Here is a 25,179-nt window from a genome sequence, read left to right as displayed (position 1 = left end):
ATCGAAATGACCAATACGAGTTTAGAACAAGTGATGCAATATGCAGAGAAGTATAACCTCATCCCTGTGGTTCGTACGATCATGGCGGATACCGAGACACCTATTCGGATCTTCCAACACTTCTATCAAGAACCAAGAGCGTTCTTGCTGGAGAGTGTCGAGGGCGGTGTGAAGTGGGCAAGATACTCGTTTATTGGTACAGACCCGTTCCTAATGATTCGTGGTAAAAACGGTGTGATTGAAATTGAGAAAAAAGGTCATGTCGAGCGGGTGGAAGAGAAGCCGATCGAGACGTTAAAAGCGTACTTGCGTTCCTTCCGTTCCCCAGCACTCGAGCACATGCCTCCATTTACAGGTGGGGCGATCGGGTTCTTCGGCTATGATCTGCTGCAGTACTACGAGAACTTACCAGCGCACGCTGTCGATGATATGAACATGAATGATATCCAATTCATGTTCTGCGACCAAGTGATTGCGTTCGACCATATGAAACAGCAAATTCAAGTTATGGCGAATATTCATATTCCGGATTATGCCTTAGATCGGGATATCGAGACGCTCTACGAGCAGGCTGTTCGTAAAATCGAGTCGATGATGGATCGCTTAAGACAACCGATTCCTCATGGGATGATGAGCAGTCATCCGATACCGGAACAAGTCGACCTTGGCGATGTCGCTTCGAACATTTCGAAAGAGCAATATATTGCGAACGTGAATCAAGCGAAGGAATTGATCCGAGCCGGGGACATCTTTCAAGTCGTCCTGTCCCAGCGCTTCCATCTCGAGACTGAGGTATCACCTCTCCAAGTCTATCGTGTACTTCGAACGATGAACCCGTCGCCATATATGTACTATTTGAAAATGGATGACGAGGTCATCGTCGGAGCTTCCCCGGAAGCGCTCGTGAAGGTCAGTGATGGACGGATTGAGACGAAGCCGATTGCGGGTACAAGGCCACGTGGAACGACACCGGAAGAGGATGAAGCGCTAGAGCGTGAATTGCTCGCTGACGAGAAGGAACGCGCGGAGCATTTGATGTTGGTTGACTTAGGACGCAATGATATCGGGCGTGTATCGGAATATGGCACAGTACGGTGCGACTCCTATATGGAAATTGAACGTTATTCCCATGTGATGCACATTGTTTCGAATGTATCGGGACAGCTCAGACGGGATAAAGACTTCTTCGATGCATTACTCTCTTGCATGCCTGCGGGAACCTTATCCGGGGCGCCGAAGATTCGAGCGATGGAGATTATTGCCGAGATGGAACGGGAGTCGCGCGGCGCGTATGGTGGAGCGATCGGTTATCTCGGTTTTAACGGCAATATGGATACATGTATTACGATTCGAACGATGATCTTTAAGAACGGTCGCGCGTATGTGCAAGCCGGTGCAGGCATTGTCTGGGATTCCATTCCCGAGAACGAGTACCAAGAGACGGTTAACAAGGCGATGGGCTGTTTGAAAGCGATTCGGATGGCGGAAGCCATTTTCCCGAACCAACAGAAAGCGGAAGTGCAATATACGAATTTAGATTATTTTGTAAGAGCCTAGCTCGTAGCTGAGAATAGATTGAGGAGGAGCAGAGATGAGTAGAGAAGATCAAGTGATTATTGATGCGATTGACAAATTGATAGGTGGCCATGATTTAACCCGTGAAGAAGCGCAGGAGATCATGCATGAGATCATGGAAGGGCATGCGACTTCAGCCCAAATCGGCAGCATCCTCACCGCGATGCGGATCAAAGGTGAGACAGTCGATGAAATTACAGGCTTTGCGGAAGTTATGCGGTCTAAATCGAACCGTGTGTTGACAGAACAGCACCAACTGCTCGATACTTGCGGTACTGGTGGGTCTGGCATTCATAAATTTAACATTTCGACCGTATCGGCGATTATCGCTTCGGCGAACGGTGTTCGAGTTGCCAAGCACGGCAATCGTACGGCATCTGGTCGAGTAGGGAGTGCGGACGTGCTCGAGGCCCTCGGCGTCAATATTCACTTGACGAGTAATGCTGCAGCACAATGTCTGAATGACATCAATATTTGTTTTATGTTCGCGCAGGTCTATCATCCTTCGATGAAGCATGCTGCTGGACCGCGTCGTGAGTTAGGCGTAAGAACGATCTTCAACATGCTTGGACCACTCACGAATCCGGCGGGCGCTGACCGCCAATTGCTCGGTATCTATGATCGTTCCAAGACGGAGACGATCGGCGGAGTTCTTCAACAGCTAGGGCTGAAGCGGGCGATGGTCGTATCGAGCCATGATGGACTAGATGAGATTAGCATATCGGCTCCAACTCGTGTTACAGAGCTTCGACAAGGCGATCTTCGAACATTCGATATCGATCCGGAGCAGCTGGGATTGCGCACGCATTCCTTGGGGGATGTCTTGGGCGGCGATGCGGAGACGAATGCGATGATTATACGGAATATCCTTCAGGGCGAACGGGGGGCTTATCGAGACATCGTCCTTGCGAATGCCGGGGCTTGCATCTATGTCTCTGGTCAGTCCTCAACGATTCAAGAAGGCGTGAAATTGGCTGGGGAGCTAATTGATTCGGGCAGAGCGCTCGCGAAATTAGAACAACTTATTAAGACGACAGGGGAAATGGCTTATGTTTCTTGATCGGATTGTAGCAACCAAAAAGCTGGAAGTGGCGCAACTGGCCGACACATTCCAATTGTCCATTGCAGAGCAGCAAATTTCACAAATGCCAGCATGCTTAGGATTTGAGAAGGCACTATCGACGGGACGTCACCGCGCGATGGGACTGATTGCAGAGGTGAAGAAAGCTTCGCCGTCCAAAGGGCTGATTCGTCCTGATTTTCATCCGGTTGCATTAGCAAAAGATTATGAAGCAGCGGGAACAGATTGTATCTCGGTATTGACCGATACGGACTATTTTCAAGGAAGCAACAGTTATTTGACAGCTGTGCGCGAAGCCGTGAATGTACCGATCCTTCGCAAAGATTTTATTATTGATGAACGTCAAATATATGAGGCGCGATTAATAGGCGCAGACGCTGTGCTGTTAATTGCCGCGATTCTTACGAAGGAGCAGCTCGCAGCCTATCATCGTACGGCGAAGTCGATTGGACTTGATGTGTTGGTCGAGGTGCATGACCGTGCCGAACTCGAGACTGTGCTCGATATCGGGACAGCGACATTAATCGGGGTGAATAACCGCAATCTGCATACATTCGAGACGAATATCCGGACGACGGAAGAGCTCATCAGCTTGATGCCGAAGGGGGTTACCAATGTGAGTGAAAGCGGGATTTCAAGCACAGCTGATATTTCATATTTGCAGTCTATCGGCGCGCAAGCTGTATTGATTGGTGAGCATTTCATGCGTCAGGAATCGGTTGAACAAGCGATCAATGGTCTGATGGGCGAGGCGCCTTTAAAGGGGTTACGCTCATGACTGTGGAACAAATGACGAACGTGCCGACGGTGAAAATTTGTGGACTTCAAAGCGTTGAAGTGCTAAAATCGATGATACACTTACCTATCGATCAAATCGGATTTGTATTCGCGAAAAGTAAACGACGGGTTAGCCTGGAGCAGGCAGCCCAGATGATTGCCTATCTTCGTGAGCAGAATAGGACTATACCTTTGACGGTTGGCGTATTCGTGAACCCTGATTTGCATGAAGTCGTCGAATTATTACGCACAGTCCCGCTGGATGTCGTGCAGTTGCACGGACAAGAAAGTCCTGAATTCTGCAAGGCACTGAAAGACAACTGCCACGTTCAAATTTACAAAGCACATTCGATGAAGTTGGATCAGGAGAATGATAAGGGACCTGAAGCATGGGACGCCTATCGTGGGGTTGTCGATGCTTTTCTCTTGGATAGCTATGATCCTGTATATATTGGCGGGTCCGGCAAGACCTTTGATTGGGATTTAATCGTTCCATACCAATCATGGGCGAGAGAGGCTGGTATCAAGCTAATCGTTGCTGGCGGGTTAGATCCAGATAATGTTCGGCGATTGATCGTAGAACGGGCACCGGATGGGGTAGATGTATCCAGTGGCGTTGAGACAGGCGGCGTAAAAGACATCGCGAAAGTGACAGCATTTGTAGAAAGGGTGAAGTTACAATGAAACAGGTACCAGATCAGCATGGACGTTTCGGTGAATTCGGAGGAAGATTCGTTCCTGAGACATTGATGAACGCATTATTAGAATTGGAGTCAGCTTATCATCAATATACGCAAGACCCAACGTTTATCGAAGAGTTGAACTATTTGCTCAAGCAGTATTCCGGAAGACAGACACCGCTTTATTATGCAGAGCGACTATCTTCGCATTTAGGCGGAGCCAAAGTCTATCTGAAGCGTGAAGACTTGAACCATACCGGAGCGCATAAAATCAACAATACGATTGCGCAAGCTCTACTCGCGAAGCGGATGGGCAAGACAAAGGTGATAGCCGAGACAGGTGCAGGACAGCATGGTGTAGCAACGGCGACCGTAGCGGCATTACTGGGACTTGAGTGTAAAGTGTTCATGGGCGAAGAGGACACCAAACGTCAGCAACTGAATGTGTTCCGCATGAAATTGCTCGGATCCGAAGTGATTCCTGTAACATCGGGTTCAAAAACGCTCAAGGATGCGGGAAATGAAGCGTTAAGATACTGGGTAAGCAACGTGCAGGATACATTCTACATTTTGGGTTCTGTTGTTGGTCCGCATCCTTATCCGATGATGGTGCGTGATTTTCAACGAATCATCGGGGATGAAGCGAGAGCTCAAATCTTGGAGGCGGAAGGCCGACTGCCAGATGCAGTTGTCGCAGCTGTTGGCGGCGGCAGCAATGCGATGGGGATCTTCTATCCGTTCGTTCAAGATGAATCTGTTCGATTAATCGGTGTTGAAGCGGCAGGCCGAGGGGTAAATACAGAATTCCATGCGGCAACGATGACGAAAGGCTCCAAAGGTGTCTTTCAAGGCTCGATGAGTTATCTTCTGCAAGATGAATATGGACAAGTCATCGAAGCGCACTCCATTTCAGCAGGCTTGGATTACCCTGGCGTTGGACCAGAACATGCTTATCTGAAGGATTCTGGCCGAGCTGAGTATGTTCCTATCCGAGATGATGAGGCATTAGAAGCACTACAATTGCTCTGTCGTACAGAAGGTATTATTCCGGCGCTGGAATCTGCGCATGCGATTGCCCAGGTTGTGAAGGTTGCACCGACCATGAGTCCGGATCAAATCATCGTCGTGTCGTTATCTGGACGCGGGGATAAGGATGTTGAATCCATCATGAAATACTTGGGAGGTGGCACAGATGCTAACGAATCGCATTGATCAATCGTTTGAGAAGCTGCGTGCGGCAAGCGAAACAGCACTTATTCCTTTCTTAACTATCGGGGACCCCGATATCCAGACTTCAATCGAGATCATTAAGCAGTTGGAAGCAGCAGGCGCGGATATGGTGGAGCTTGGCGTTCCATACTCGGATCCGCTTGCGGACGGTCCGGTCATCCAACGTGCCTCTTCCCGTGCATTGCAGCATCGAATAACGATTTTGGATTGTATTCATGTTGCGAGGGAAGCTAGAGAACAGGGCGTCACATTACCTTTTATTCTATTTACTTACTATAATCCGGTTCTTCAATTGGGACTGGAGCGATTCTTCGACCTCTTGGGCGAGAACGATATCAGCGGCATCATCATTCCGGATCTGCCTGTGGAAGAGGATCATCATGTGCGCGAATTAGCCATGAAGACGAAGATTCATTTAATCCCGCTCGTCGCGCCGACTTCGCAAGATCGGATCGAGCGGATCGTTCGCAATGCTGGAGGCTTCATCTATTGTGTATCTTCGTTAGGTGTTACCGGTGAGCGTTCGTCCTTCCATGAAGGAATCGAAGCCTTCATTCAATCGGTGAAGAAAGCTTCGGATTTACCCGTAGCCGTAGGGTTCGGGATATCTACCAATGAGCAGTTCCGTATGTTCTCACATATGTGTGATGGTGTTGTAGTAGGAAGTGCGATTGTACGAAAAATTGAAGATGAGCTGCCAAACCTTGGCTCACCGACGACAAGGAATGCAGCGCTGTTGCATATTCAAGAATTTGTGCGACAATTAAAGGCATAAATTTTGAAAGGATGATTACGATGCAGCCTAAATCAAATATAGTGAATTTACCAGTATATCAACCGGGTAAACCCATTGAAGATGTGAAGCGGGAGCTAGGCTTGACGGAAGTCATTAAGCTGGCGTCGAACGAGAACCCGTTCGGCTGCTCTGAGAAGGCGAAGCAAGCTATTGCGAATGAGCTCTCGCAAGTCAGCATCTATCCAGATGGATTTGCGGTTGAGCTGTCCGCAGCGATTGCAGCACATTTCAATGTAAATCCGAACCAATTGGTATACGGGGCAGGATCGGATGAGATCATTCTTATGATTGCTCGAGCATTCATCGTTCCGGGCGACGAGACGATTATGGCGGACCAGACGTTCCCGCAATATAAGCATAATACGGATATTGAGGGTGCCGTATGCATCCAGGTGCCTCTTGTTGACGGGAAGCATGATCTGCCCGGGATGCTCGCACGGATTACCGATAAGACGAAAGTAGTCTGGGTCTGCAACCCCAATAACCCAACGGGTACGATTGTCTCGAAGGAAGAACTAGTCTCCTTCTTGGATCAAGTGCCGAAGCATGTACTTGTTGTGTTGGATGAAGCATACTGCGAATATGTGACAGATCCATCGTATCCCGATGGTCTTGAGCTATTACCGCAATATGAGAATCTCATTACACTGCGTACATTCTCCAAAATCTATGGTCTAGCGTCTTTACGGATTGGTTATGGCATCGGTCATCCTGAGGTTGTGAAGCTCATTAATCAGGTGCGTGAGCCGTTTAATACATCCCGTTTTGCGCAAGCTGCTGCGTTAGCTGCACTAGGCGACCAAGATTTCATCCGTCAGTGTCGTGACTCGAATGCAGCGGGTATCGCATATTTGCAAGCCGAATTCAGCCGTCTTGGATTATCTTCATTCCCAGCGCACGGCAACTTCGTGATGTTCGACGTTCAACGTCCTGCGATGACGGTATTCAATGAGCTCATGCGTAAAGGGATCATCGTACGTGCTGGTCATAAGGCATATCCAACTTATATCCGCGTGACGGTTGGCAGCGAAGAACAGAATCGCAAGTTTATTCAAGCATTAGAACAAGTATTGCAGGAAGTAGCCGTAGAAGTATAATATTCCTGCAATCGATAGCATGACTATATTTCATAAAAGAAGTGAACTGACATGTCGATCAAAATTGCAATTTACGGTGTAGGACTGATCGGTGGATCTCTGGCTTTGTGTTTCAAAGGCAAGCCGGGGATCACCGTGATGGGTCATTCCAATAATCCTAAATCAGCTCAGAAATATTTGGACCGCCATGTCGTAGATATGGCGACAACGTCGTTTGAAGAGGCGGCGCTGGATGCTGATTTTATTTTCATCTGTGTCCCAGTGGGGAATCTTGAGGAATATCTGCAGCGGTTAAGCGAGCTGCCGCTCAAGCCAGGCTGCATCATTACAGATGTTGGCAGTACGAAGGCTTCTATTGCTGCATGCGCGCAGAAGACGGATTGGAGCAAGAAAGGGGTTGCCTTCATCGGAGGTCATCCGATGGCGGGATCAGAGCGTTCCGGTGTCGAAGCAGCTTCCACATTATTGTTCGAGAATGCGTATTATGTCCTGACGCCAGAAGAAGATGCTTCGGAAGAAGCTTACCATCGATTGGAAGAGCTTCTGAAATATACGAGAGCACAGATCGTTCGCGTGGATCCGAAGCTTCATGATGATATCGTTGGCGCCATTAGTCATTTGCCGCATCTCATTGCAGTAGCGCTCGTGAATCAGATTAGGCAGTACAATGATACGAATCCGCTCTACCAGAGCTTGGCGGCTGGTGGGTTTCGCGATATCACTCGGATTGCGAACAGCGATCCGTATATCTGGCGTGATATTCTGCTCAACAATAAGAACGTATTGCTAGGATTATTGAAGGATTGGAACAATCAAGTAGACGCCTTTATTGATATTCTGAACCGTGAAGATGGGGAAGGGATCATTCAGGAATTCACGCAAGCGGGAGCATTCCGCAGTCAGCTGCCTGAACGGCGGAAAGGCATGATCACCTCGCTGTATGACGTCTACGTCGACGTACCGGATGAGCCGGGCGTCATCGGACGAATTGCAACGGAGCTCGGGAACCAGCATTTGAACCTAAGCAATTTGCAGATCATTGAGAGCCGTGAGGATGTACCTGGCGTGCTTCGATTATCGTTCCGAAATGAGAAGGATTGGGACCGTGCACAGCAAGTATTGCCTACCTTAGGCTTTACGGTATACGTTTAAATTTTTGAGAAGTATTTTTTTGGCAAAAATAGTGTTGACAAAATGAAAACGTATACATATAATAAAAGTACAGTATGGTTTCTCTCCACTCCTATCCAAATAATTGCACTTTGTGCAACCGCCTACATGTTAGGCGGTCTTTTTTTTATGTAAAGAGATATTGGCCGAGATGGAAATGGTTGTTTTTACTCCCTTTACTTTGAGATGGATTTACGATAATCTGAGGACTTACTTGTAGGCATCGGTTAGAAGGGTTACACGCAACTTTTTACATATCTTGAATCGTCATTTCTATGAATCATACAATCGTCCTGCGAATAACATTCGAGCGTATGAGATCGATAGGTAATATTTGTGTGAATAGTTACTTTTTTTTCATCGAATGCAGAGCAATTCTTAAAAAATCTTTATCTTTGAGAGGGATAGGATATGGTACAATAAAATTTAGGTATCTTACCCTAATATCTGGATTAAATTATCAAAAACGTAAATAAAAGTGCATGTTTCGAAATAAAGTGGTGTTGGCACCGCAACTTTTTATACTCAGTTCGGTATAACTATGTAACGAGCTGGGATGTTCTTGGAAAGGCAAGGAGGGTCGTATTTCATGACCGATTCCCAGATAATTCGTGAAATTAAAGAGGGGAACGTCGAGCTCTATGCGGAGCTGATGAGGCGTTACCAACGCAAGATTGTGGCATTTATTTTTCATATGCTCAAAAGCGCGCAACTGGAATTGTTAGCAGAGGATTTATGTTCCGAGACGTTCTACAAGGCTTTTCGCAGCCTTCATTCGTTTCGTGAGGTGGATGCTTCTTTTTCGACATGGTTGTATACAATTGCTCGGAATACCGTGCTGAGTGAATTGCGCAAGCAGAAGGCTGCGAATGTATCTCTCGATGAGAGCGGGTATGTACCTGTTGCATCCAGTGATATTGTTCCAGAGCAAGAGGTGCTGCGCAGTGAGAAGGTCAGCTTAGTTCGCGAGGCAATTAACAATCTTCCAGAAAAGCAGAGATCAGCCCTTATATTACGAGAATACGATCAGATGGATTATCAAGAGATCGCTAATATTCTCGGGCAAACGGTGAGTTCCGTTAAATCCTTGTTATTTCGTGCACGAGCAAGCGTGAAAAATCAATTGGAACCCTATTTTGCTGAACCGATTTACGAGGAATATGAAGGGATGAAATCCAGATGAAGTGCGAAGAAGTCCAAGAATTGTTAGGGGAGTATTGGGATTTGCCTGAGGATGATGCTGTTCGTCTCCATGTAGACCGACATCTTGAACATTGTGTGGATTGTACTCAGCAATTCAGAATATGGGAAGAAAGTCAGACGCTTATTCAAGAATTTACAGCGCCGGTTGATGCGATGTATGGGGCGGATATGGATCTAAGCAGGAACGTCATGGCGCGTATTTATACGGAATCAGCATGGCTGATGCCCGTCACGAGTCGAAGCTATTCCTTCTCCATGAAAATTAGACGGAATGCGACGGCATGTATTGCTGGATTTATGGCTATATTTCTATGTAGCTTTCTATATTTAATGATTGCTGGCGGGCCCTCAGATACAGATCAACTGAATCAGATCAATGCGCTCGTTGGCGGAGATGCGAATATTTCTATCGATTTGAATTTGAGTCAAATTGCAGTAGCTTACGCTGGCGATCCACCGATACTCGAAGTTGTGCCTACATATCCTCATTATTGGATCGCGCTGTCATTGTTAGGAATTACATTCTCCTTGTTGCTCTTGAACTGGTTGGCAAGGGTCAGACGATAGCGAATTCATAGACATAAGCAAATAATGAACGTTTGCATGCGATGAATAGATATAGATTCAAGGATTGATGATGCGTTGATTCTTGATTAACCTGGATAAGGGAGACGAAGATCTTGCTAATAGGCTTAATACGACACGGTCAGACCGACTGGAATTTGATTGGCAAAATACAAGGCCGGACCGATATTCCGCTGAATGAGAACGGAAGAAATCAAGCGAAGTTATTGGCGGATCGGCTCGCAAGGGATATGTTCACATGGGACTATGTCATCTCTAGCGGGTTGCAGCGCGCAGAAGAGACGGCATCCATTATCGCTAACGCATTACATGTTCCATTACTTCCGCCAGATGAGCGCATCATTGAGCGTTCCTATGGTCAAGTCGAAGGAACGACGCAAGAGGAACGTATGACCCGTTGGGGAGATCAATGGCGTGAACGTGATTTGGGCCAAGAGACCAATGAAGAAGTGCGGGCACGAGCGATGCAATTCCTCCAGGATATGAGTGAGCAGCATTCGAATGCGAACATTCTGATGGTGAGTCATGGCAGTTTCCTAGCACAGTTATATCTGGCGCTATTTCAAGAACGGTACCAAGAGAATATTAAGAATCTTTCCTTTACCGTACTGGAGAAGAAAGATCTTCACTGGAGTCCAATCCTATATAACTGCACACGTCATTTAGAAGAGAGTAACGTCTAGCTCATAAGAGCTGGACGTTTTTTTTGCGTTCTGGGGAATAAAAATTGATAAAAATCCCATAATGGTATGTAAAAGAGGATGTTCAAAAAGTCTTCATTTGATCACGAAGTCATTCAAGAAGCATAATCGACATCGAATCTTGCGCTCACCTTTGAAGAGCATATGCTTACGGAGTATGTTTCCTTTGGAAACATTTCAGGTACTCATTTAGGTTTTGCCTAAACTCCGTTCCTCCTGAAAGTTTTTCGAAGAAAAACTCGCTACGGAAGCATTGGCCCTTCAGGTTCTCGCAACCTTCGTTTATGCTTACGAAGTAAGTTTTCTCCGAAAACTTTAAGGTGCTGAAATGCCGACTTTTTTGAACTCGATACTAAAAGAGCCTGTTTCACACGGAACATGATACCGTAGTTAGCGACCGACCGGAGGAACTCGAATGAATTTTGCAGACATGCTTAGTTATGCTGATATTCATCAACTCACGAGAATTGCACAACACTACCAATGCGAGTGTAATGAGAACTCGAAGAATGAGCTGATTCAGTCCATTCTTTCCACCGTCAGCCGTAAGGACATCTTTGAAGAACATATTGCACGGCTAAATATAGAAGATTTGCGATTTCTGAACGCTATACTGTTCGATCATCGCGAGACACTAAGTCTAGAAGAACTGGTCGCCTATGTTCAGCAGACGAAATTCGGTCTATCTGAAGCGGTACTCTCGTCGAATCCGCGGGATACCATCGTGAAATTTAAGTATTTAGGCTGGCTATTTAACGGGTTCTCTCAGCAGACGCGTTATTTGTTCCAAGTTCCTCTGGATCTTAAAGACCGCTTTCGCTCGGTATTGGAGAGAAAATTTCAAGCCGAGCTGCATTATACCTCCGAACCACCTGTCTATCGAGATGAGCAGATGCTGATTATAGAGGATTTACATTTACTTCTTAAATTCGTGCATCATCACACCATCCCGCTGAACGGCGAAGGGGTCATGTATCGGAGAAGTCAGCAGCAATTGCTAGAGAGTCTGTCGGTTACAGAATCACTCGTTGGTAAAGGGGGATGGCGGTTCGGTTATGGACGAAGGTTCAAAGAGTATCCGAATCGATTATCATTTCTGTATGATTATGCGATTTATCAAGGATTGCTGGAAGAACGGGAAGAGCGCTTGATTCTGACTTCCGCCGGGCAAGATATGTTTGTGCAAGGGAAGAAGGAATTGCTCACCAATATGTATCGCTTCTGGTTACGCCTGTATAAAAATGCGATTCCCAACTTGCTATCGCTTGTTCATTGGATTGAGAGCTGTTCACGAGAATGGGTGACCGTACAATCCTTACAGCAAGTCATCGGCCCCTTCATTAAGCCGTTTTATTATGATGAAGCGGAGTCGATCATGGAGCAGCGAATTCTACGGATGATGATGCACCTAGGGTTACTTCGGTTTGGTGAAGATGAGCATCATGGGCAAATGGTTCAGATGACTACAATGGGAAAAGCTGTTGTGCAAGGGGTTTACGTTCCCCATGATGATAAAATCGTGCTGCCATCCCATTCATAAGATGAAGTCTCGCTAGGCGAGAGTACATTCGGGTGCGATGGGGGCGATAGCACTAAGCGGTCGTGGTAACGCTGAATATGCTTAAGTAAGGGCAGTTGGTCGTTCCACCCGGAATACGAATGATCTGCCTATACTCTTTCTCTAGGTTCACCCGCCAAGGTCGTCCGAAATCGCAGATGATGAATGGGCATAAGCGTCGAACTATGGAAAGATGCGGTGAGAGGAAAGGAATATAGGATCTCTTGGACGTTAGTGTGGAGGTGTATCCTATGGATAAAATGAAAGTTACTTACGAAGCAATGTTAAGTCTGACAGCGGAAATGGTGCTGGACGAAGCGCTGCGCAAATATCGAACTGAACAGATATATCAGGAGATTGACAAAGCTTTGGCAACAGGGGATCGGATCTCCTTCCGACTACTGACGGATGAGCTGAAATCCATGAATTGAAGAGTCGCGCGCAGCGACTCTTTGTTTTTGTCATCACTTTCCATGCTAAATATTTCATGAAGTTCTGTATGGTCTATCTTGTCCCTGGGAAAATTATGTTTATAATGGATGGGAGAGGAGTGATACCATGAAATTTAGTGAAATTGCAAGCGATCAATGGGAAGAATTGCAGCCTTATCTTGACACCTGCCTCCTCCCCATCACAGGACTAACCGGCAAGGAATCGCCGTATGAAGCGACTTCAGCATTAGAACATTTGAGGGATTGGATGGATGAAGTGGAGGTTCCTTTTAAAGGCCGGATGGTAACATATCCCGCTTTCCATTATGCTGAAGAGGAAGATTGCGCAAGAGTCAATGCATTTTGTCAACATCTCAAAGAAGGCGGTTTTACATACGTAATTCTGATCTCAGCGCAACTATCTCTTACAGATGAAATGGTCAAGAATGCTGATCTGGTGCTGTCTCCAGCCACTGTTGCCCCATCTGAGGAAGAGAATATCGGACGTATTATGACCCGTAAAATTCAGCAACTTTGGCACAAAAATGTCTAGACTAATTGTGACAAATTCTCAACATTTACCTGCGGCCTTCCGGGAACTTCCTAGAAATGTATTGGTAAATTCTTGACGCTATACAGGTCCTAAGATATTATAATTATGTCCTAGTTAGTGTGTGATTTTATTCATTGAAACGTAAGAAACTATGGTTGGCAAAGGGGGTTGAACACAGAATGAGTAACCATAATGAACATGAGAAGAAGGGAAACGCACGGAAGGAAATGACACGTCGTCAATTTCTTGCGTACACGCTTGGGGGTACAACAGCATTTATGGCTGGCGGTGTAGCACTTCCGATGATTCGTTTTGCCGTAAATCCGTTGTTGGAAAAGAAAGAAAAAGGCTCGTTCATTAAGGTTGTCGAAGAAAGCAAAATTACGAATGAACCGCAAGAATTTTCTTTCGAGAAGCACCAAGTGGATGGATGGTACGAGAGCAATGCCAAATTATCTGCTTACATATCGAAAGGTGAAGACGGTAAGATTTTTGCATTGTCCCCGATTTGTCAGCATCTAGGTTGTACAATTGGTTGGAACAATGACAAGAACTTCCCGAACGAGTACCACTGTCCTTGTCATGGGGCTCACTACACCAAAGACGGCAAGAACTTGGCTGTCGCACCTCGTCCATTGAAAGAGTATCAGATGAAAATCGAGAACGGTTTCATTTACTTGGGCGATTTGATCGATAACACAAGAGTAAAATAAGGAGGCGTAAAATCAGATGGCTAAAGGTATCTACAACTGGATAGATGAACGTCTTGATATTACGCCGATGTGGAGAGACGTTGCGGATCACGAGGTTCCTGAACACGTTAACCCCGCGCATCACTTCTCCGCATTTGTATACTGCTTTGGCGGATTGACGTTCTTTATCACAGTAATTCAAATCTTGTCCGGTATGTTCTTAACGATGTACTATGTTCCGGACATTATCAATGCTTATGCGAGCGTTGAGTTCTTACAGACCAAAGTTGCATTTGGTCAGATCGTTCGCGGGATGCACCACTGGGGTGCGAGTCTCGTTATCGTCATGATGTTCTTACATACGCTCCGCGTATTCTTTACAGGATCTTACAAAGCACCTCGCGAAATGAACTGGGTCGTTGGTGTATTGATCCTTTTCGTAATGCTCGGACTTGGTTTCACTGGTTATTTGCTACCATGGGACAACAAAGCATACTTTGCTACAAAAGTAGGTATGCAGATTGCGGATTCCGTACCGGTCATTGGTCCGTACGTGAAAGAATTACTGCAAGGGGGAACAATCGTCGGAGCACAGACGTTGTCGAGATTCTTCGCTTTGCACGTATTCTTCCTACCGGCTGGACTTCTTGCACTCTTAGGCGGACACTTCTTTATGATTCGTAAACAAGGAATCTCGGGACCACTATAAGAGAGGAGGAAGCACGCGTGGCACATGGTCATAACTCGAAAGAAAAAGTTGTCTATGTTGGAGATTCACGTATTCGTAAAAGAAGCGAGATTGCAACTCCACCAGACTATACATCCTATCCGGGTAAATCCGAAGCCTTCATTCCGAACTTTCTATTGAAAGAATGGATGGTAGGTTGCGTCATGTTAGTCGGTTTCCTCGTCCTCACGATTTCGGAACCGGCACCGCTTGGTTATCCAGCGGACCCGACAAATGCATCGTTTATTCCAGTACCGGACTGGTACTTCTTGTTCTTGTATCAGCTATTGAAGATGCCATACGCATCCGGAGACTATGTCGTTCTTGGTGTTGTTGGTATTCCTGGCGTCCTATTCGGTGGCCTTCTGCTTGCACCGTTCCTGGATCGTGGTAAAGAAAGACGCTTCTATAGAAGACCAATTGCTTCTTCGCTAATGTTCCTATCGCTTATAGGAGTAATTTATTTAACGGTTACTTCGTGGATGGGCTATGAAGAAGAATTGAAGATTACAGGAACAACCCCTGAACATCATGTTCGTGAAGAAGAGGCAAGAGAGCGAGCTCTCGAAGGGCTGCCTCCGAAGAGCAATGCGGCGAAAGGAACTGCTGAAGTTGCTCTCGTTGCGCCGGAAGATCCTGCATTGGAATCGATGAAGGTCGCAACGTGCCTTGCATGTCACGGGACAGATCTGAAGGGACAGAATGGTCCTTCGTTGCGTGGGATCGGTGATACCCTCTCCAAAGATGATATTCTTGGTGTCATTAAGAATGGTAAGGGTAACATGCCTGCGATGTACGACACGGCAAAAGGGAACGGCCTAACGGATGATCAGATCACGGGTATCGCAGAATGGCTTGCGAAGCAGAAGAAAGCGCAGTAAACTTATAAGTTAGACAGAACCTGATCGTATAGGCGGTCAGGTTTTCTTTATATGGAGGGAGAAGCAAGCGTGAGATCTTTCTTATGGTACTGTAAACAGCTCTTATTGAATCGACTGATCTTATGGGCCTTATTTATCTCGAATGGGATCGGTACGGTTTACGGCTACTACTGGTACAGGAATCAATTGATTGAGACAATAAATCATAAGCCGATCTGGCAGATCGTATTCGTCCCGGACAGCCCTACCGCCTCATTGTTTTTTACGATCGCCATAGGATTCCTGCTCTTCCCGCCAACCTCTAAGCTATGGAGAGGGGTTCGCAAAGTGATTGAAGCGTTGGCTGTTGTAACTTCCGTGAAGTACGGCATTTGGGCCATAGCGATGATCCTCGCTGGGACAGCGCTCGGTGATCCGTTAGAATGGCAGCATTGGATGTTAATGTCTTCCCATTTAACGATGGCGGTTGAAGCATTGCTTTATGTGCCTTTCTTTACATTCGGCTTAACGTCACTGGTGATAGCAGGCTTATGGACACTCTTGAATGACACGATGGATTACTCCTATGGCATTTACCCTTATTTATCGTATCGGCTTGACCCTCATATCACCGTCGTTCGTAATTTTACGTTCTCCCTTACGATCGTTAGCTTTGTCATGGGGTTGTTGGCATATATCGCTGCCCGACCTGGACGAGGCATGTCTCGTACGAATCGCAAGTAGCGAACATCTCAGAGTAAGGTTCTAAGCACGGACAACCCCACATAGGGTAAGTATGGGGGGGATGTCCGTGTTTTCACGATTTTTTATGATTATTATTTTATGCGGTTTGTTAGTGGGCTGTCAGCCAAGCGATGCTGCCAAATCGGATTCGAATACAGAAATGCGACCTGTCTTGGAGCAAATCGAATCAAAAAGACCAGATGAGCGGCAGCTATTAGAGCAATTCGCGGCGAAAGGTGAACGTATCTACCAGGGGGCCATATCGGGTGAGACGAAGCAGGTTCGTGAGGATGTTGCACAGATTGAACAAATGCTGAAGCAGATCCCTTTAGGGCGATTGACGTCCGTCGAGGGCATTCGTGCGCTGACGAACAGTATTATAGAGGCCAAACGAACGGTCCATGCAGTGAGTATCGACCCGGATCGTTGGTTAGTTGTAACAGCGAAGATGAGACTTGCTGTCGATGCGTTAGTGAACGCCAAGGAAGGATTGTGGACCCAATATTACAAGGCCTTTATCGAGGACATGAATAAGTTGGAGAGCGCAGCGAAGGCATCGAGCAAGGAGGAGTTTGCTTCAGCTTTCAGAGAACTGCAGCAGCATTATGAACGGATTCGTCCAGCCGTTATTATCGTTCATCCGGCGGATTCAGTCGAGAAGTTCGACTCGTATATGTCCTTCTTACAGACGGCTTCCCAATCGCAGCCATTCCAAGGCAAACATGTTGCCGAAGCTGTTGCCATGGGGAACCCAATCATCCAGGAACTATTCATGAAGCGCACAGATAAGCCGACTTTCGTGCCGCCGATCGGCACAGGTCAAGATCCGTGGATTTGGATTGTAGGGATTGGAGCGGTTGTCGTAACTGTCCTAACGTATGTGGGGTATCGCAAGTATCAATACGAGCAGAAGGTTGCCCGCCAGCGGCGGTTGCGTAACCAACCAGATGATCGTAATAAATAAATATAGAATGTAAAAAAAGCCTCAGGGATACCGTGTAAATCACGGCCCTGAGGCTTATTGTATGCTATTGAATCCGAAGGCAATGTTATCCCTCTTTGAATCCTTCTCCATGCACATCATGCACATCATTAATAATAATGAAGGCACGTGGATCAACGGACCGGATGATGCCTTGCAGCGTACGCATTTCAGAGCGGGCAATAACACAGTAGGCCATATGCTTCGCTTGTTTGGAATAGGCACCGATGGCTGGGATTAATGTTACTCCACGTTCCATTTCCTTCGTTATAATGTCAGCAATCGCAGGAGCTTCGTCGCTTATGATGGTGAATGCTTTGGCCGCATAAGCACCCTCTTGAATGAAGTCAATGAGCTTCGAGGCGATAAAGACGGTCACGAAGGTATACAATATTTTTTCTTTCGGGATGAACAGTAGCGCAGATCCGATGATAACAACGTCGAGCAGCAGAATGATCTGCCCCATACTCCAGCCGAAATTACGATTCAGAATGCGCGCGATAATGTCTACACCGCCCGTGGTGCCTCCAAAGCGAAATACGATGCCGAGACCAGCGCCTAGCGTTACACCCGCATATAAGGCGGCAAGGATGATATCATGATCTGCTTTGAGCGGATCGATGATACCATTTCCCATGAGCATCTCAATTAACCAAAGGAAAAAAGATAATGAGAGTACACCTAGAATCGTATAGGCCATGGAACGTTTGCCTAATATTTTTAATCCGACGAAGAACAGAGGGATATTAAGAAGCAACGTAGATATTGAAGGCTTAATATGAAAGGCGTAGTTCAGGATAAGCGCAATCCCTGTAAGACCGCCTTCCATCAGCTGATTTGGAATGACGAAATACAGAAGTCCAAAAGCATAAATTGCTGTACCGCATAAGATTGGAATAACGGTCTTGATTGTGCTGCCTAAGTTATGTAGTTTCATGGGATCCCTCACTATATTGTTCATAATATCCTTAGTATACCTTCTTTAGGTTGTTTAAAAAATGATTTGTTTTCAAAGGTTCTTTGAAGTAACATATGGATAATAGTACATGTTCATAAAATGGACAGAATGCAGTTTTCAGATATGATAAAAAGGCGATAGGAGTAGAAAAACGGGATGGAAGAGAAATCACTCGCTAACATTCAGCGTGAAGTCGATCAGTATATCTCGCAGTTTAAGGAAGGGTACTTCAGCCCGCTCGCACTCCTCGCACGGATGTCCGAAGAAGTTGGGGAATTGGCGCGTGAAGTGAACCATGAATATGGCGAGAAGAAGAAAAAAGCATCCGAAGCAGATAACTCCATTGAGCTGGAGCTAGGCGACATTTTATTCATTACGGTGTGCTTTGCCAATTCGCTTGGCATTGATCTGACAGAAGCGCATAACAAGGTCATGCATAAATTTAATACACGAGATGCCAATCGATGGACTCGGATTGAGGACACACCAAAAGATTGATTGTAAGGATACACCGAAATTGTCATCGTATCATATGCTTAACCAAGTGTATCGTTAGGGAGGTGTGCGTATGACAGCGGAAGAGTGTATTCATAAAGCCTATCAATCGATTCTACAGGGGGACTTTGAGCAAGCGATCTATTGGTTCGAGATGGCTATTGTACTCGAACCAGATAATCCGAATCATCATTATAAGCTCTCCATGACCTATACGCGCAGCAATCGACTACCGAATGCGCTCGAACAGGCGAGACTAGCGCTGCGATATGACCCGAACAATGAAGGGTATCGCACGCACTTGAATTTTGTGACGGCGAAGCTGCGCACCATGGAAGCGGAGAAGCTGCTAACCCAGTCCATTCGGGAGACGCACTATGCCATTCTGCTGCTGCGGGATGCGATCCAACTGGATCCGCTTGCGATTGAGTCGTATACGATGCTTGCCATGGCTTATGCAGAATTGAAGGATTATCACCAAGCCATCCAAGTGATCAAGGAAGCGCAGCAATTAGACCCCTATAACACGGCAATTACCAATTTATTGTCACAGTATAAAGATCATTTACACATGGATCTGAACAATATGTCGAAGGAGAGTTACAATGTCACAGACGATTAGTGTAGCAGTCGTTGGAGCAGGCGGCCGCATGGGTAGAGAAGTCGTTAAAATGGTATTAGAAGATGAGAAACTGCAGCTCGTTGCCGCCGTTTCACCGAGCAAGGTAGGGCAGGATGCAGGTTCGATGGTTGGCTTGCCGGCGTGCGGTGTGGAAGTAACAGGTGATCTTGAGCGTGCACTCATCGAATCCAAACCGGATGTTATGGTGGATTTCACCACCCCACATACCGTGCTTGCCAATACTCGCTTGGCGATTCAGTATAAGGTTCGTCCGATTATCGGGACGACTGGATTTACGCCAGAACAAATTGCAGAGTTGGACGAGCACTGTAAGCAGCAGGGGATCGGTGGGCTTATTGCGCCGAACTTCTCGATTGGTGCGATACTCATGATGAAATTTGCGGCACAAGCATCAAAATATTTTCCACACCTTGAGATTATCGAGTATCATGGAGATCAGAAGCTGGATGCACCATCGGGTACAGCGGTTAAGACAGCAGAGATGATTGCTGAGGTGCGTGAGGAATTGCGTCAGGGTAATCCGAATGAACATGAGACGATCGAAGGGGCGCGTGGCGGTTACTACAATGGTTTCCGTATACATAGCGTACGCCTGCCGGGTGTGTTCGCGCAGCAAGAAGTCATTTTTGGCGGCTTTGGCCAGACGCTCAAAATTCGTCATGACTCTTATGAACGAGCGGGTTATATGCCAGGTGTCAATTTGGCCGTGCATAAAGTGATGGAATATACGGGGCTCATTTACGGTTTTGAACATTTTATTGACTGATCCAGCAAGAGGCTGGAAATAGATAAGAGAGTGGAGAGATGAGACATGTTGAAGATTGCATTTATCGCACACGATCGCAAAAAGGATGAAATCGTCAATTTCGTCATTGCGTATGAACAGGTGTTCAAAGGACATCAATTGTACTCGACAGGAACGACAGGACTTCGCATTATGGAGCAGACTGATCTTGATATCCATCGCTTCATGTCCGGACCGCTTGGCGGAGACCAGCAGATCGGTGCGCTAGTGGCTCAGAATGAAATGGACTTAATTATTTTCCTTCGCGATCCATTAATGGCACAGCCCCATGAACCGGATATTATCGCATTGCTACGTCTTTGTGATGTACAAGGTATTCCAGTAGCGACGAATGTTGCGACAGCAGAGATTCTTGTCAAAGCATTAGGTCGCGGCGATTTCGCGTGGAGAGAGCTTGTCCATAAATATAAACCAGGTGTGGAAGAATGAGCACAGGTCTAGATATACTCGTGTTCGGCGCGCATCCTGATGATGCGGAGATCGGCATGGGAGGTACCATTGCGAAGCATACAAAGGCTGGGCAACGAGTAGGGATTTGTGATCTCACGTTTGCCGAGATGTCCTCCAACGGGAACGTTGAACTACGACAACAAGAAGCACAGGCTGCGAGCCAGGTATTACAATTGGCAGAACGCAGCATTCTTGGTTTGCCGGACCGGGGACTTCGCTCGGTTCCAGAACAGATCGATCCGATCGTCGCTGAGATTCGCCGATTGCGTCCACGCATTGTATTCGCGCCGTATTGGGAAGATCGCCATCCTGATCATATTCAATGTGGGAAGATGGTTGAAGAGGCTGTATTTAATGCCAAGCTTCGCCGGTATATGCCGGAGGTCGCGCCTTGGATGGTTGAGCAGTTTTATTTTTATTTTATTAATGATTTGGGCCCAGCTACGATGATGGTAGACGTCACCGAGGTGTATGAGCTCAAGATGGATTCATTACGTGCCTATGGTTCGCAATTCGAAGCGCCAAAGGCAGGAAATGATATCGTCTCAACGCCTTTGAATCAAGGGTATTTGGAGCGAGTAGAAGCTCGTGACCGAATGCTCGGACAGAAGCGCCTTGTCGGCTATGCTGAGGGATTTGTGAGCAAGCCGCCTTATTTGGTTAATCTTTTTTAGCAGATGACGGAATATAATTTTGTAGCTAAGACCCTTTCGTGATTAGGAGGACCAAGAGTATGGGAGAATCATTGAAAATTGGCATAACCTGTTACCCTTCTCTAGGCGGTTCGGGTGTTGTGGCGACAGAATTAGGTAAACTTTTGGCAGAAAAAGGTCATCAAGTTCATTTTATTACGCACAGCATTCCGTTCCGCTTGGGAGCATTCCAGAAAAATATTTTTTATCATGAAGTCGAAGTGAACGATTATTATGTGTTCAAATATCCGCCATATGATCTTTCATTGGCTTCGAAAATGGCGCAAGTCGCTAAGATGCAGCAGCTTGATATTCTGCATGTGCATTATGCAGTGCCGCATGCGGTATGTGCATATCTCGCGAAGCAAATGGTTGGCGATCATCCGTTGAAAGTCGTTACAACGCTTCATGGCACCGACATTACAGTCCTTGCGCAGGATGAATCTTTGAAAGATTTGATCAGGCTTGCGATTAATCAGAGTGATGCTGTAACCGCGGTGTCCAAAGATCTCATTCGTGAAACGCATGAACTGCTAGATATTACGAAAGACATTGATCTTACGTATAACTTCGTCGACAAACGTGTCTATTACCCGCGGAATTGTATTGGATTGCGCAAAGAATTCGCATTGCCGAATGAGAAGATTTTGATGCATATCTCGAATTTCCGGCCGGTTAAACGTGTGAGCGATGTCGTCGATGTGTTCGCAAAGGTTCAGAGCAAGACCCCTGCGAGGCTGCTATTGGTTGGCGAAGGACCGGATTTGCCGAAAATTCAATCCAAAATCCGTGAGCTCGGCATCGAAGATCGCGTAACATTCCTTGGCAAACAAGATGATGTTGCACAGGTGATCTCTCTTGCCGATCTACTGCTGCTCCCTTCCGAGAAGGAAAGCTTCGGACTCGTTGCACTCGAGGCGATGGCATGCGGGGTTCCGACGATAGGTTCGATCGCTGGAGGGATTCCTGAACTGGTGACCCACGGAGAGACGGGATATTTAGCAGAGATTGGTCACGTGGATGACATGGCGGAGTATGCGCTGCGACTCTTAACTGATCCGCAATTGATGGATCGATTTAGACAGAACTGTCTAGATCGCGCACGTCATGTCTTTTGCAACGATCTGATTACCGCTGAATATGAGAAAATCTACTATCGTGTATTGGGGCGTCCGATTCCGGATTCCTTGTTGAAGGTGGGCTGTTCATAAATGTGGGATCAAATTCAAGCGGATCCGATTTTGGTTGCAGGTGCGAAGTCTGTGCTTATGCAATTGAATGAGGCTGGATTTGAAGCCTATCTTGTTGGAGGCTGCGTGCGGGATACATTACTGCATAAGCCCATTCATGATGTAGACATTACAACCTCTGCGCTGCCTGCAGAGGTTATGTCTATTTTCGACCATACGATTCCAACAGGGCTTCAACACGGTACCATGACGGTTGTGATAGACAAGAACCTTTTCGAAGTGACGACTTTCCGTAAAGAATCAGAATATGAGCATTATCGACGTCCTACGGAGGTTGCGTTTATTCAGCATTTAGAAGGGGATTTGGAGCGTAGAGACTTTACATTCAATGCGATGGCTCTCGATGTGGGGGGGAAGCTCCACGATCCGTTTGATGGGCAACATGATCTGAAGCAACGTATTGTACGGTGTGTCGGTGAGGCTGATGCGAGGTTTCAAGAGGACGCGCTTCGGATGCTGCGTGCGATCCGGTTCGCAGCCTGCTACGACTGTCAGATCGACGGACCGACTTGGCTTGCGCTGATTCATCACCGAGATAAGCTGCAATATATTGCGATGGAACGTGTTCGTACGGAATTAGAGAAGGTTGTCGAGAAGTCCTTGCTAAGTCTCGAACATGGATTGCGGCTGCTCGTACACAGTGGACTTGTATCGCATACGAAGGCATCTCTATCTGAACTTGTCACAGATGATCAAGAGGTCTTATCTCGAGTCGAATTGATCAGTGACATTCAAGCTATAACCGAATGGGATTGTGCTCTGGAACATGACGCGATTACGAGATGGGCACTCCTATTTCACCGTTGTGGTGTAAGATCAGAAATGGCTGATGAACTCATGAAGCGATTAAAATTCGCTAATCGGACTGCTTCGGATATTGTTAAGTTAATGCAATTGATCGAGTGGACTGAAGAGATACAGCATGCTAGTAATCAGAAGGGCGTTGGTGTCTATTCCTTATGGACCCAAGCGATCATCGACTTTGGCAAGGTTACAGCCAGTAGGCTGCTTCATCTGTTGGCTGTTGATCAGCTGTTCTTGCGTCGACTGTTCAATGATACAGCCATGATCGGTGAACTCAGGGAATACGGTGCAACTTGGCTGGCAGCACTTGAGACGAGTCAATTGTCTGATCTAGCTATTCGAGGGCAAGATATCGTCAAACACCTAAAGAAGACTCCAGGACCTTGGCTTGGTGAATTATTGAAGCAAATGTTATACCGCGTTGCGATGGGGGAGATTCCAAATACACGCAGCGCTATCCTAGATGAAGTGAATCGAGTGATACAAGAAAATGAGTGAACCATTATTACAACTGTTATTAGCCAAACCAGATGCGTACATATCGGGAGAAGAAATCAGCCGGCAGCTGCAAATAAGTCGTACGGCGGTATGGAAGCAAATCAATAAGCTGCGAAGCCAAGGCTATGAGTTCGATGCGATTCCTCGCGTAGGCTATCGGCTGAAGCAGAAGCCGGACCGATTGAATACCTTGATGCTGCTCAGCCAGCTGAAATCATCTGTGATGGGGCAGCAAATCAAATTGTTGGAATCGACGCCTTCAACCCAGATTATCGCTCACCAATTGGCGGAGCAGGGGGCGCCGGAAGGGACATTAGTCATTGCGGAAGAACAGACTTCAGGTCGCGGTCGTATGGGACGGGCTTTCTATTCCCCATCCGGCAAAGGAATCTGGATGAGTCTGATTCTGAAGCCTCAGACCTCCTTGCAGTTCACGCCGCAGCTAACCTTACTTATCGCCGTAGCCCTTTGCCGTTCCCTTCAAAGGCTGGTGCCTATTTCGATCGGTATCAAATGGCCGAATGACCTGCTTGTGGGAACGAAGAAAATTAGCGGGATCTTGCTTGAGTCAAACGCTGAGGATGAGCGGGTTCGGTATTGCATCGCTGGAATCGGCATTAGTGTGAACTTGGATCAAGAGGATTATCCAGAGCAGCTTCGCGACGTGGCAACTTCGCTAAAGATTGAATCTGGTACGAAGATAGACCGTACCGCGATTATTACCGAGTTCTTGGCTGAGTTCGAGACGCTCTATGCGCTATATCATGAACAGGGCTTTGCTCCGATTCGAACGTTATGGGAGGCGCTATCTATTTCGCTCCATCGACCGATCACCATTAATACCCTGCAAGGGAAAGTAACGGGCATCGCAGAGCAGCTTGATGAACTTGGTGCGTTGTGGATCACCGAAACGGCTACAGGCGAGCGACGTAAAATTTTCTCGGGCGATGTGGAATTTCACAGATGAAAATGCGCACTGATTTTGTTATACTTGTCTGTGAAGAGGCAGTATCAACGATTGTTGAACTGCACTCTAACAGATTTGTACTAGCATTCCAATTGAACTCTATATCTTAGTGGACTATGGATTCTGCTCTGAGCCGAAGGGACCGAGACAGAAGGATCAGCACCATGATTCTTTT

At 46.7% G+C, this 25,179-nt stretch carries 28 protein-coding genes; 27 read left to right on the top strand and 1 reads right to left on the bottom strand.

The features are described from left to right. Positions 1–6 precede the first annotated feature (6 nt). The 19 genes from trpE to GCU39_RS13130 all read left to right on the top strand — a co-directional run bounded on the left by trpE (position 7) and on the right by GCU39_RS13130 (position 17,424). The gene (gene trpE / locus GCU39_RS13220; RefSeq protein ID WP_152393949.1) at positions 7–1,557 is read left to right on the top strand and encodes an anthranilate synthase component I; all 1,551 of its coding nucleotides are present in this window, start codon (positions 7–9) and stop codon (positions 1,555–1,557) included. Positions 1,558–1,591: 34 nt separating this feature from the next. Further along, complete coding sequence (trpD, locus tag GCU39_RS13215) at positions 1,592–2,635, top strand: anthranilate phosphoribosyltransferase (protein WP_152393948.1); 1,044 nt, start codon at positions 1,592–1,594, stop codon at positions 2,633–2,635. Then, positions 2,625–3,434, top strand: a complete 810-nt coding sequence (gene trpC / locus GCU39_RS13210; protein WP_152393947.1) for an indole-3-glycerol phosphate synthase TrpC — start codon at positions 2,625–2,627, stop codon at positions 3,432–3,434. The genes trpD and trpC overlap by 11 nt, the downstream gene beginning before the upstream one ends. After that, complete coding sequence (locus GCU39_RS13205; protein WP_227793568.1) at positions 3,431–4,117, top strand: phosphoribosylanthranilate isomerase; 687 nt, start codon at positions 3,431–3,433, stop codon at positions 4,115–4,117. The genes trpC and GCU39_RS13205 overlap by 4 nt, the downstream gene beginning before the upstream one ends. Further along, positions 4,114–5,325, top strand: a complete 1,212-nt coding sequence (gene trpB / locus GCU39_RS13200; protein ID WP_152393946.1) for a tryptophan synthase subunit beta — start codon at positions 4,114–4,116, stop codon at positions 5,323–5,325. Before GCU39_RS13205 ends, trpB begins: the two co-directional genes overlap by 4 nt. Further along, a complete protein-coding gene (trpA, locus tag GCU39_RS13195) occupies positions 5,306–6,118 on the top strand; it encodes a tryptophan synthase subunit alpha (RefSeq protein WP_152393945.1) in 813 nt (270 codons plus the stop codon). The genes trpB and trpA overlap by 20 nt, the downstream gene beginning before the upstream one ends. Positions 6,119–6,138: 20 nt before the next feature. After that, positions 6,139–7,236, top strand: coding sequence for a histidinol-phosphate transaminase (hisC, locus tag GCU39_RS13190; RefSeq protein ID WP_152393944.1), 1,098 nt, complete (start codon positions 6,139–6,141; stop codon positions 7,234–7,236). 51 nt (positions 7,237–7,287) lie between these two features. Further along, a complete protein-coding gene (locus GCU39_RS13185) occupies positions 7,288–8,388 on the top strand; it encodes a prephenate dehydrogenase (RefSeq protein ID WP_152393943.1) in 1,101 nt (366 codons plus the stop codon). Between the two features lie 607 nt (positions 8,389–8,995). Continuing rightward, entirely contained in the window at positions 8,996–9,589 is a 594-nt protein-coding gene (locus tag GCU39_RS13180; protein ID WP_152393942.1) for an RNA polymerase sigma factor, read from the top strand. Next, a complete protein-coding gene (locus GCU39_RS13175) occupies positions 9,586–10,176 on the top strand; it encodes an anti-sigma factor family protein (RefSeq protein ID WP_152393941.1) in 591 nt (196 codons plus the stop codon). The genes GCU39_RS13180 and GCU39_RS13175 overlap by 4 nt, the downstream gene beginning before the upstream one ends. Before the next feature lie 113 nt (positions 10,177–10,289). Continuing rightward, positions 10,290–10,877: a histidine phosphatase family protein gene (locus GCU39_RS13170; RefSeq protein ID WP_152393940.1), complete on the top strand. Its 588-nt coding sequence runs from the start codon at positions 10,290–10,292 to the stop codon at positions 10,875–10,877. 433 nt (positions 10,878–11,310) lie between these two features. Then, the gene (locus GCU39_RS13165; RefSeq protein ID WP_152393939.1) at positions 11,311–12,435 is read left to right on the top strand and encodes a hypothetical protein; all 1,125 of its coding nucleotides are present in this window, start codon (positions 11,311–11,313) and stop codon (positions 12,433–12,435) included. Positions 12,436–12,704: 269 nt separating this feature from the next. After that, positions 12,705–12,884 carry an IDEAL domain-containing protein gene (locus GCU39_RS13160; protein ID WP_152393938.1) on the top strand — a complete coding sequence of 60 codons (180 nt, stop codon included), beginning with the start codon at positions 12,705–12,707 and terminating at the stop codon, positions 12,882–12,884. A 127-nt stretch (positions 12,885–13,011) separates the two neighbouring features. Continuing rightward, complete coding sequence (locus GCU39_RS13155; protein WP_152393937.1) at positions 13,012–13,437, top strand: DUF2487 family protein; 426 nt, start codon at positions 13,012–13,014, stop codon at positions 13,435–13,437. A gap of 179 nt (positions 13,438–13,616) precedes the next feature. Beyond that, the gene (locus GCU39_RS13150; protein WP_152393936.1) at positions 13,617–14,150 is read left to right on the top strand and encodes a Rieske (2Fe-2S) protein; all 534 of its coding nucleotides are present in this window, start codon (positions 13,617–13,619) and stop codon (positions 14,148–14,150) included. 16 nt (positions 14,151–14,166) lie between these two features. After that, positions 14,167–14,838, top strand: a complete 672-nt coding sequence (qcrB, locus tag GCU39_RS13145; RefSeq protein WP_152393935.1) for a menaquinol-cytochrome c reductase cytochrome b subunit — start codon at positions 14,167–14,169, stop codon at positions 14,836–14,838. Positions 14,839–14,855: 17 nt separating this feature from the next. Beyond that, on the top strand, positions 14,856–15,737 hold the full coding sequence (locus GCU39_RS13140) for a menaquinol-cytochrome c reductase cytochrome b/c subunit (RefSeq protein ID WP_152393934.1): 882 nt from the start codon (positions 14,856–14,858) through the stop codon (positions 15,735–15,737). Positions 15,738–15,806: 69 nt separating this feature from the next. After that, positions 15,807–16,460 carry a DUF1405 domain-containing protein gene (locus GCU39_RS13135; protein WP_227793567.1) on the top strand — a complete coding sequence of 218 codons (654 nt, stop codon included), beginning with the start codon at positions 15,807–15,809 and terminating at the stop codon, positions 16,458–16,460. Positions 16,461–16,545: 85 nt separating this feature from the next. Then, entirely contained in the window at positions 16,546–17,424 is an 879-nt protein-coding gene (locus tag GCU39_RS13130; RefSeq protein WP_193726914.1) for a sporulation protein YpjB, read from the top strand. An 85-nt stretch (positions 17,425–17,509) separates the two neighbouring features. Here the strand turns inward: GCU39_RS13130 and GCU39_RS13125 are convergent, their stop codons facing one another. Continuing rightward, positions 17,510–18,379: a YitT family protein gene (locus tag GCU39_RS13125; protein WP_152393931.1), complete on the bottom strand. Its 870-nt coding sequence runs from the start codon at positions 18,377–18,379 to the stop codon at positions 17,510–17,512. Positions 18,380–18,556: 177 nt separating this feature from the next. Here GCU39_RS13125 and GCU39_RS13120 point away from each other — a divergent pair, with 177 nt between their 5' ends. The 8 genes from GCU39_RS13120 (at position 18,557) to GCU39_RS13085 (ending at position 25,004) form a co-directional block, all read left to right on the top strand. Next, positions 18,557–18,898 (top strand): nucleotide pyrophosphohydrolase, encoded by a 342-nt coding sequence (locus GCU39_RS13120; protein ID WP_152393930.1) that lies wholly within the window; start codon positions 18,557–18,559, stop codon positions 18,896–18,898. A 70-nt stretch (positions 18,899–18,968) separates the two neighbouring features. Continuing rightward, positions 18,969–19,517, top strand: a complete 549-nt coding sequence (locus GCU39_RS13115) for a tetratricopeptide repeat protein (protein ID WP_152393929.1) — start codon at positions 18,969–18,971, stop codon at positions 19,515–19,517. Beyond that, positions 19,501–20,304: a 4-hydroxy-tetrahydrodipicolinate reductase gene (gene dapB, locus GCU39_RS13110; RefSeq protein ID WP_152393928.1), complete on the top strand. Its 804-nt coding sequence runs from the start codon at positions 19,501–19,503 to the stop codon at positions 20,302–20,304. The genes GCU39_RS13115 and dapB overlap by 17 nt, the downstream gene beginning before the upstream one ends. A gap of 45 nt (positions 20,305–20,349) precedes the next feature. After that, positions 20,350–20,772, top strand: coding sequence for a methylglyoxal synthase (gene mgsA / locus GCU39_RS13105; RefSeq protein ID WP_152393927.1), 423 nt, complete (start codon positions 20,350–20,352; stop codon positions 20,770–20,772). Then, positions 20,769–21,467 carry a bacillithiol biosynthesis deacetylase BshB1 gene (gene bshB1 / locus GCU39_RS13100; RefSeq protein ID WP_152393926.1) on the top strand — a complete coding sequence of 233 codons (699 nt, stop codon included), beginning with the start codon at positions 20,769–20,771 and terminating at the stop codon, positions 21,465–21,467. Before mgsA ends, bshB1 begins: the two co-directional genes overlap by 4 nt. A 59-nt stretch (positions 21,468–21,526) precedes the next feature. Further along, a complete protein-coding gene (bshA, locus tag GCU39_RS13095) occupies positions 21,527–22,696 on the top strand; it encodes an N-acetyl-alpha-D-glucosaminyl L-malate synthase BshA (protein ID WP_152393925.1) in 1,170 nt (389 codons plus the stop codon). Further along, a complete protein-coding gene (locus GCU39_RS13090; protein WP_152393924.1) occupies positions 22,697–24,037 on the top strand; it encodes a CCA tRNA nucleotidyltransferase in 1,341 nt (446 codons plus the stop codon). Beyond that, positions 24,030–25,004 (top strand): biotin--[acetyl-CoA-carboxylase] ligase, encoded by a 975-nt coding sequence (locus GCU39_RS13085; RefSeq protein ID WP_152393923.1) that lies wholly within the window; start codon positions 24,030–24,032, stop codon positions 25,002–25,004. The genes GCU39_RS13090 and GCU39_RS13085 overlap by 8 nt, the downstream gene beginning before the upstream one ends. Positions 25,005–25,179 lie beyond the last annotated feature (175 nt).

This window comes from Paenibacillus guangzhouensis (assembly GCF_009363075.1).
In the GTDB taxonomy this organism is placed as follows: Bacteria; Bacillota; Bacilli; order Paenibacillales; family Paenibacillaceae; genus Paenibacillus_K; species Paenibacillus_K guangzhouensis.
This window is presented reverse-complemented; position numbering and strand designations above follow the sequence as displayed.

Coding starts and splice junctions, on each gene's coding strand:
- trpE (WP_152393949.1), top strand. CDS start 7: ATGACCAATACGAGTTTAGAACAAGTGATGCAATATGCAGAGAAGTAT.
- trpD (WP_152393948.1), top strand. CDS start 1,592: ATGAGTAGAGAAGATCAAGTGATTATTGATGCGATTGACAAATTGATA.
- trpC (WP_152393947.1), top strand. CDS start 2,625: ATGTTTCTTGATCGGATTGTAGCAACCAAAAAGCTGGAAGTGGCGCAA.
- GCU39_RS13205 (WP_227793568.1), top strand. CDS start 3,431: ATGACTGTGGAACAAATGACGAACGTGCCGACGGTGAAAATTTGTGGA.
- trpB (WP_152393946.1), top strand. CDS start 4,114: ATGAAACAGGTACCAGATCAGCATGGACGTTTCGGTGAATTCGGAGGA.
- trpA (WP_152393945.1), top strand. CDS start 5,306: ATGCTAACGAATCGCATTGATCAATCGTTTGAGAAGCTGCGTGCGGCA.
- hisC (WP_152393944.1), top strand. CDS start 6,139: ATGCAGCCTAAATCAAATATAGTGAATTTACCAGTATATCAACCGGGT.
- GCU39_RS13185 (WP_152393943.1), top strand. CDS start 7,288: ATGTCGATCAAAATTGCAATTTACGGTGTAGGACTGATCGGTGGATCT.
- GCU39_RS13180 (WP_152393942.1), top strand. CDS start 8,996: ATGACCGATTCCCAGATAATTCGTGAAATTAAAGAGGGGAACGTCGAG.
- GCU39_RS13175 (WP_152393941.1), top strand. CDS start 9,586: ATGAAGTGCGAAGAAGTCCAAGAATTGTTAGGGGAGTATTGGGATTTG.
- GCU39_RS13165 (WP_152393939.1), top strand. CDS start 11,311: ATGAATTTTGCAGACATGCTTAGTTATGCTGATATTCATCAACTCACG.
- GCU39_RS13160 (WP_152393938.1), top strand. CDS start 12,705: ATGGATAAAATGAAAGTTACTTACGAAGCAATGTTAAGTCTGACAGCG.
- GCU39_RS13155 (WP_152393937.1), top strand. CDS start 13,012: ATGAAATTTAGTGAAATTGCAAGCGATCAATGGGAAGAATTGCAGCCT.
- GCU39_RS13150 (WP_152393936.1), top strand. CDS start 13,617: ATGAGTAACCATAATGAACATGAGAAGAAGGGAAACGCACGGAAGGAA.
- qcrB (WP_152393935.1), top strand. CDS start 14,167: ATGGCTAAAGGTATCTACAACTGGATAGATGAACGTCTTGATATTACG.
- GCU39_RS13130 (WP_193726914.1), top strand. CDS start 16,546: ATGATTATTATTTTATGCGGTTTGTTAGTGGGCTGTCAGCCAAGCGAT.
- GCU39_RS13125 (WP_152393931.1), bottom strand. CDS start 18,379: ATGAAACTACATAACTTAGGCAGCACAATCAAGACCGTTATTCCAATC.
- GCU39_RS13120 (WP_152393930.1), top strand. CDS start 18,557: ATGGAAGAGAAATCACTCGCTAACATTCAGCGTGAAGTCGATCAGTAT.
- GCU39_RS13115 (WP_152393929.1), top strand. CDS start 18,969: ATGACAGCGGAAGAGTGTATTCATAAAGCCTATCAATCGATTCTACAG.
- dapB (WP_152393928.1), top strand. CDS start 19,501: ATGTCACAGACGATTAGTGTAGCAGTCGTTGGAGCAGGCGGCCGCATG.
- mgsA (WP_152393927.1), top strand. CDS start 20,350: ATGTTGAAGATTGCATTTATCGCACACGATCGCAAAAAGGATGAAATC.
- bshB1 (WP_152393926.1), top strand. CDS start 20,769: ATGAGCACAGGTCTAGATATACTCGTGTTCGGCGCGCATCCTGATGAT.
- bshA (WP_152393925.1), top strand. CDS start 21,527: ATGGGAGAATCATTGAAAATTGGCATAACCTGTTACCCTTCTCTAGGC.
- GCU39_RS13090 (WP_152393924.1), top strand. CDS start 22,697: ATGTGGGATCAAATTCAAGCGGATCCGATTTTGGTTGCAGGTGCGAAG.
- GCU39_RS13085 (WP_152393923.1), top strand. CDS start 24,030: ATGAGTGAACCATTATTACAACTGTTATTAGCCAAACCAGATGCGTAC.